The organism is Leisingera sp. SS27, assembly GCF_028368855.1.
GTDB lineage: Bacteria > Pseudomonadota > Alphaproteobacteria > Rhodobacterales > Rhodobacteraceae > Leisingera.
The window spans coordinates 105,093-111,282 of sequence record NZ_JAQNCY010000015.1 but is presented as its reverse complement, the minus strand read 5'-3'; the positions used below and the strand labels follow the sequence as shown (position 1 = coordinate 111,282).

Annotated in this window: 7 protein-coding genes; 6 read left to right on the top strand and 1 reads right to left on the bottom strand. The window is 60.2% G+C overall.

Features of this window, described 5'->3' with window-relative positions:
• A partial coding sequence (locus N6L27_RS21245; protein WP_271909430.1) for a cache domain-containing sensor histidine kinase occupies positions 1 to 1,195 on the bottom strand: 1,195 nt, incomplete at its 3' end.
• Between the two features lie 413 nt (positions 1,196 to 1,608).
• Between N6L27_RS21245 and N6L27_RS21240 the strand changes: the two genes are divergently transcribed.
• The 6 genes from N6L27_RS21240 to N6L27_RS21215 are packed head-to-tail and all read left to right on the top strand — an operon-like array spanning position 1,609 to position 6,189.
• Positions 1,609 to 1,896, top strand: a complete 288-nt coding sequence (locus tag N6L27_RS21240; RefSeq protein WP_271909429.1) for an STAS domain-containing protein — start codon at positions 1,609 to 1,611, stop codon at positions 1,894 to 1,896.
• Positions 1,893 to 2,267 carry a response regulator gene (locus tag N6L27_RS21235; protein WP_019297430.1) on the top strand — a complete coding sequence of 125 codons (375 nt, stop codon included), beginning with the start codon at positions 1,893 to 1,895 and terminating at the stop codon, positions 2,265 to 2,267. The genes N6L27_RS21240 and N6L27_RS21235 overlap by 4 nt, the downstream gene beginning before the upstream one ends.
• Position 2,268: 1 nt before the next feature.
• On the top strand, positions 2,269 to 4,437 hold the full coding sequence (locus N6L27_RS21230; RefSeq protein WP_271909428.1) for a chemotaxis protein CheA: 2,169 nt from the start codon (positions 2,269 to 2,271) through the stop codon (positions 4,435 to 4,437).
• Positions 4,427 to 4,909: a chemotaxis protein CheW gene (locus tag N6L27_RS21225; protein ID WP_027260148.1), complete on the top strand. Its 483-nt coding sequence runs from the start codon at positions 4,427 to 4,429 to the stop codon at positions 4,907 to 4,909. The genes N6L27_RS21230 and N6L27_RS21225 overlap by 11 nt, the downstream gene beginning before the upstream one ends.
• Positions 4,906 to 5,763, top strand: a complete 858-nt coding sequence (locus N6L27_RS21220) for a CheR family methyltransferase (RefSeq protein WP_271909427.1) — start codon at positions 4,906 to 4,908, stop codon at positions 5,761 to 5,763. Before N6L27_RS21225 ends, N6L27_RS21220 begins: the two co-directional genes overlap by 4 nt.
• A 39-nt stretch (positions 5,764 to 5,802) precedes the next feature.
• Positions 5,803 to 6,189: a response regulator gene (locus N6L27_RS21215; RefSeq protein WP_039152568.1), complete on the top strand. Its 387-nt coding sequence runs from the start codon at positions 5,803 to 5,805 to the stop codon at positions 6,187 to 6,189.
• Position 6,190 lies beyond the last annotated feature (1 nt).

The window sequence follows — 6,190 nt, the reverse complement described above, 5'->3', positions numbered from 1 at the left end:
CGCCGCGGCTGGCCGCCGCGACCTCCGTATCGAGATCGCCCGAGGACACCGCCTCCATGTCCGCGCAGATCCGGTCGATCGGACGCGTCACAGAGCGCGCAAAAAGCCAGCCGACGAGGGACATGCCGCCGGCGCAGATCAGCGAAGCCAGAAGCAGCATGTTGCGCTTCTCAGCAGCAGGCGCCATCAGCTCCGCCCAATCCTGCTCGGCAATGATCGCCCAGTTGGCAAAGGCCAGCGGCAGCGGCTCGGAATAGGCCAGAACCTTCTGGCCGCTGAGGCCGCTTACGCCCCGCAGCACATGTGATTGGCCGTCAAAAGCGCTTTGAACTTGTTCGGTTTCCGGCAGTTGGGACAGCACTTCGAAACTGCCATCGAAACGGGAGCTCGTGCGCGCCAGATGGTCCGCGCCCAGAATATAAACCTGGGTGGTATCGCCCATACCCTGCTCATTGTTGACAATGGCTGCCAGCAGATCCACCGGGATCTGCACTGCCAGCACGCCAACGGTCAAATTTGCGTCATTCACAACGGGTGACGCCGCAAAAGCAGCCGCCGCTCCGCCGGAAGGCGCATAAGGTTCCATATCCGCAAAGAACACTTCGCCACGGCTGCCTTCCAGTGCCGCCCGGTAAACTGTGGCCAGGCCGGAGTCCTTGAACGGGCCGGTCATCATGTTGGTGCCGTAGTCGTTTTCCTTGAACACTGAGTAGACGATGTCGCCAGCCAGGTTGATCAGGAAGGCATCATAGTAGCCCTTGCTTTCGATCAGGGTCTTGTAGGCCGGATGAAAGGTCTCGTGATGCATGTGATACGGCGAGTCACCGGTGCCGCGCAGCAGCAGATGCTTCTGCCCGATTGGGTTCGGGTTGTCGTCGATATACGCCTGGCGAAGAATCTGGCCCGGATTGCCATCGAGATCGTTCCAGGTCATCGTCAGCCATTCGATGGCGGTGGCCGTCGATGGCACCGCCGCCAGGGTCTGCACATCGGCGTGGATGCCGTCCAGCAATGTCTGCACCGAGAATTTCCGGTCCGCCACCATGGAGCGGAACTGGTCTTCCGCAGTTTTTTCGGCGCTTTTTTGGAAGCTGATCGTGCTGATGGTGACGAGAATCGCCGTCACAAGCACACCGAACCCAACAACAAACAGCGGCAATTTATGTGCCAGCTTGAGCGATTTGAACGCTTTCATTCCGTCCTCCTAAGAGCAGTGCGGTCTAGGCCACCGCAATAGTGATGCCTGTCAGAATGGAGCGCAGATGTTAATTTGCAGCTTACAGCCTGCAGAGCATGCCCAATTTAAAAAGGAAACCAGCTGAATTCCGTCGCGCGTCCGCGTCACTTTCTGAAGGCTGGGTTAAAATACAACTGGAAGCAGCGGAAAGGGCCGGAAATACGCTTGAATTGGCGTCTCCAGGTGATTCTTTCAGCCATAAAAACACAGATAAAAATTGATCGGATTTCTGCCGCAAAAATGCGGTGCGCCTCCTTATGAATCTTTCTTTTCGCCGGTGCGGCGGCAATCAAATGTTAAGGCCCCGCTCGTAAGAATTGCCCAATCGAACTCAAATTGATCGCCGACAACGGGGGTGCGAATCGCCGAAAATGACTACGGAAACGCAAAAGCACATTCTGGACCTGCCGAACGCCTTCGCGGAGCTGGATCCTCTGATCGCCTTCCTGCAAGGCGCGCGCGCCAAGGCGGTCGAAATCGACTGCAGCGGTGTTGCCCTGATGCCCTCGCGCTGTTTGCAGCTTCTGCTTGGTGCAGAGCAGCAATGGCGGTCCGAGGGGGTGGGCTTCGCAGTCACCAATATCACCGAATCCTGCCGCAAGTCCCTGACGCTTCTGGGGCTGGAGCCCAACCGTTTTGAAGACGAGGAAACAGCATGAAAACCAAAGTTCTGGCAATCGACGATTCCCGCACGATCAGGAATCTTCTGGCCGCGACCCTGGAAGAAGCGGGTTTTGAATACCATTGCGCGGTTGATGGCCGCGAGGGTGTGGATATGTACCCTGACGTGGATCCCGATGTCGTCATCACTGACATCAACATGCCCAACCTGGACGGGTTCGGCGTGATCGAGGAGCTGCGCGGCACCGGCATCAATTCCAAAGTGCCGATCCTGGTTCTGACAACCGAAAGCGCGCCTGAACTGAAGGCCCGCGCCCGCGGTGCCGGCGCCACCGGCTGGATCACCAAGCCGTTTGACGACGCCTCGCTTATTTTTGCGTTGAAGCGCGTGACCGGAGCCGCGGCGTAAGATGTCGGGGTCGATTCAGGATACCTTCTTTGAGGAGTGCGAAGAGCTCCTTGAAGCAACGGATGAGGGTCTGACCGCCATCGAAGGAGGCGATCACGACCCTGAGGTGGTCAATGCGATCTTCCGCGCCGTGCACTCGATCAAGGGTGGCGCGGGGGCCTTTGGCCTCGATGATCTGGTGGCCTTTGCCCACCGGTTCGAAACAGTATTTGACGAAGTGCGGTCCAACCGGCTGGACTTGGATGAGAAGCTGATCCAGCTGCTGCTGCGTTCTAGCGATCAACTGTCAGCGCTGGTCGAAGTTGCCCGGGACGGCGGCGAGATAGACGAAGCGCACAATGATACGCTGTTGGCGGCGCTGGATGAATACATTCCGGAAGAAGAGGAAGACCTCACCTTCGAGCCGATGGGGCTCGGCGGCCCGGCGCCCATGATGGATCTTGGCGATCTGGGCGGCGCTCCGGCGGAACCGCAGGAAGAGACCTACCGGATCCGCTTCCAGCCGCTGAAGGAAATGTATGGCACCGGCAACGAGCCGTTCTTCCTGTTCCAGGCGCTCAAGGATCTGGGTGAGCTGACCGTCACCATGGACGAGAATGAGCTGCCCGGTTTTGATGCCATGGACATGGCGGAAGCCTATCTGGCCTGGGATCTGGTGCTGGTCACCAAGGAGACGCGTTCGAAGGTTGAGGCCGTGTTCGAATTCGTCGAGGGCCTGTGCGAGCTGTCGATCAATGGTGATGGCGATGCCGAGGCGGAAGCCAATGCGTTGGCCGCGCTGAATGCGATGTTCGCTGCACCGCCAGCCGGAGATGCCGCAGCTGCCCCTGAGGGGGAGGCGCCTGCAGCCCCTTTTGAGCCGCCGGTCCCCGCACCTGAACCCGAAGCCAAACCGGCAGTTGCCGAAGAAAAGGCCTCGGCCCCGAAAGCCGAGAGCGGCAAACAGGAGCAGCGCGGCGGTCCCAAGCCGACGCTCCGCGTCGAGCTCGAGCGGGTGGACCGGCTGATCAACGCTGTCGGGGAGCTTATCATCAACCATTCGATGCTGGCCCAGCAGATCGCCAATCTCAACGTCTCGGATACCCGCGACGTCGAGACCGAGCTGGAAGGTTTCAAAAACCTGGCGCGCGACATCCAGGAAGGTGTCATGGCCATCCGCGCACAGCCTGTGAAGCCGCTGTTCCAGCGCATGGCCCGGATCGTCCGCGAGGCTTCGGCCGCCACCGGCAAGACCTGCAAGCTGGTCACCGAGGGTGAAAACACCGAGGTCGACAAGACTGTCATCGAACGGCTGTCCGACCCGCTGACGCATATCCTGCGCAACGCGGTCGACCACGGCGTGGAGAAGCCCGAGGACAGGGAAGCCGCAGGGAAGTCCAAGGTCGGTGAAATCCGGCTGTCTGCCTCGCACCGCTCCGGCAGTGTCTGCATCGAGATCAAAGACGACGGTGCCGGCGTGAACCGCCCGCGCGTCAAACAGATTGCGATCGAGAAGGGGCTGATCCCGGAAAACGCTGAACTGACGGATGGCGAGATCGACAACCTGCTGTTTGCGCCCGGCTTTTCAACGGCCAAGGAGATTTCCAATCTCTCCGGCCGCGGCGTCGGCATGGACGTGGTGAAGAATGCGGTGACCGGCCTCGGCGGGCGCATCAACATCTCTTCCGCGCCGGGCAAGGGCTCCACATTCACCATCATCCTGCCGCTGACCCTGGCAGTGATGGACGGCATGGTGGTGTCCGTGGCTGATCAGACCATGGTGGTGCCGATCACCTCGATCGTCGAAACCATGCGCGGCAGCGACGACATGATCAACAGCCTGGGGGCCGACGGCACCCTGCTGTCGATCCGCGGCAACTTCGTACCGATCTGCGATGTCGCCGGCGCCCTCGGCCTGTACCGTGAAAGCGATCAGCAGGCCGGGGTCTACCTTCTGGTGGAGACCGAAACCGGCCAGCGCTGCGCCTTGGCAGTGGATGACATCCACGACCAGCGCCAGGTGGTGATCAAAAGCCTGGACGGCGTCTGCGGGGAGATCCCCGGCGTCGCCGCGGCAACCATTCTTGGCGACGGTAAAATCGCCATGATCCTGGACCCTGAAAGCATCATTGCGGCCTCGCCCACAGCGGCCGCCTTTGACACCGAGCGGAGAATGAGCAATGCAAGCTGAAGCGAAGCAAACCGATCAGGAAGTGAAACACGCTGAACACAGCGAGTTTGTCAGCTTCACCGTGGCCGGACAGGCGTTCTGCCTGAAAATCACCCAGATCCGGGAAATCCGGCGCTGGTCTCCGGTGACCATCCTGCCGCATGCCCCTGCCGACGTGCTGGGGGTTATGAACCTGCGCGGCGCGGTGATCCCGATCTATGATCTCTCCGCCCGTTTCGGCTTGCAGCAGACCGAAGCAAGCGAGCGCAATGTGGTCATCGTCGTCTCCGTGCACGGCAAACCGGTGGGCCTTCTGGCTGAATCGGTTTCCGAGATCATCTCGATCAACCCGGACGACATCCAGGACACCCCGCCGGTGGATAGCCGCAACACGATGGAGTACATTCAGGGTATCATCTCCCATGATGACACCATGGTGCGCATCATCAATCTTGATGCGGTGATCTCGGCTCCGGAGCAGGTGATGCCGTGAGCGCTGAAGGTACCATCACTCCCAATGCGGACAGCTTTTCGCTGTCGGACCAGGAATTCGAAGCCATTGCGCAGTTCGCGCATAAACACTTCGGCCTGGCCATGGCGGCCAGCAAGAAGCCCCTGGTGTCGTCGCGCTTGGCCCGCAAGCTGCGCCAGCGCAATATCACCAACTTCAAGGACTACCTTGCCAGCCTGGACGGCCCCAATGCCGACGAGGAACGCAGCGGGCTGCTGTCGCTGCTGACCACAAATGTGACCCATTTCTTCCGGGAGCCGCATCACTTCGAAACCCTGCGCAATGACGTGCTGCCACCGCTGGTGGAACAGGCGCGGCGCGGCGGCCGGGTACGGTTGTGGTCGGCAGGCTGCTCTAACGGGCAGGAGCCCTACTCGATTGCGATGACGCTGCTGGACGTGTGTCCGGAGGCCGCAAAGCTCGACATCAAGATCCTGGGCACCGACATCGACCCGGTGGTTGTGCGCCATGCCCAGGCGGCCAAATACCCTGAGGACGAGCTGGCCCAGATCGACGCCAAATACAGCAAGCTGGTGCCGAAGCGCGACCCCGACGGGCGGCTGCCGGAAAGCCTGCGCAAGCTGATCACTTTCGGGGTGCTGAACCTGATTGAACCTTTCCCGTTCAAAGGGAAGTTCGATGCGATCTTCTGCCGGAACGTTGCGATCTATTTCGACAACCCGACCCAGCAGAAGGTCTGGAGCGCCTTTCAGAATGCCCTGAACCCGGGCGGTACCCTCTTCATCGGTCATTCCGAGCGCATGTCAGGCCCGGCTGCGCAGCACCTGAAGACGGCCGGGATCACCACTTACGTCAACTCACCCGCTGGCAGGTAACCCTGGCCACGGCTGCAAGCAGAGCAGAAGGAAAGAACAATGAGCTTGAAAGACTCTCTCCGCGTCATGGTTGTTGACGATATGTCGACGAGCCGGGGGATCATTACCCAAAGCCTGGATGAAATCGGCATCAAGAACTACATGGTCGAAAACTCCGGCCAGGGCGCCTATCAGAAGCTGACCCAGACCCCGGTTCACCTGGTGCTGTCCGATTACAACATGCCCGGCATGGACGGTTTGGGGCTGTTGAAGGCCTTGCGTAGCCATCAGGTCACCCAGCGCGTTGGCTTCATTCTGGTGACCGGCAAACCGACACCGGAGATCATCCAGGTCGGCAAGCAGATCGGCCTGAACAACATCGTCCGCAAACCCTTCACGGTAGCAACCATGAAGCAGGCCATCGAACAGGTCGTCGGGCGGCTCTGAT

Coding starts and splice junctions, on each gene's coding strand:
- N6L27_RS21240 (WP_271909429.1), top strand. CDS start 1,609: ATGACTACGGAAACGCAAAAGCACATTCTGGACCTGCCGAACGCCTTC.
- N6L27_RS21230 (WP_271909428.1), top strand. CDS start 2,269: ATGTCGGGGTCGATTCAGGATACCTTCTTTGAGGAGTGCGAAGAGCTC.
- N6L27_RS21225 (WP_027260148.1), top strand. CDS start 4,427: ATGCAAGCTGAAGCGAAGCAAACCGATCAGGAAGTGAAACACGCTGAA.
- N6L27_RS21235 (WP_019297430.1), top strand. CDS start 1,893: ATGAAAACCAAAGTTCTGGCAATCGACGATTCCCGCACGATCAGGAAT.
- N6L27_RS21215 (WP_039152568.1), top strand. CDS start 5,803: ATGAGCTTGAAAGACTCTCTCCGCGTCATGGTTGTTGACGATATGTCG.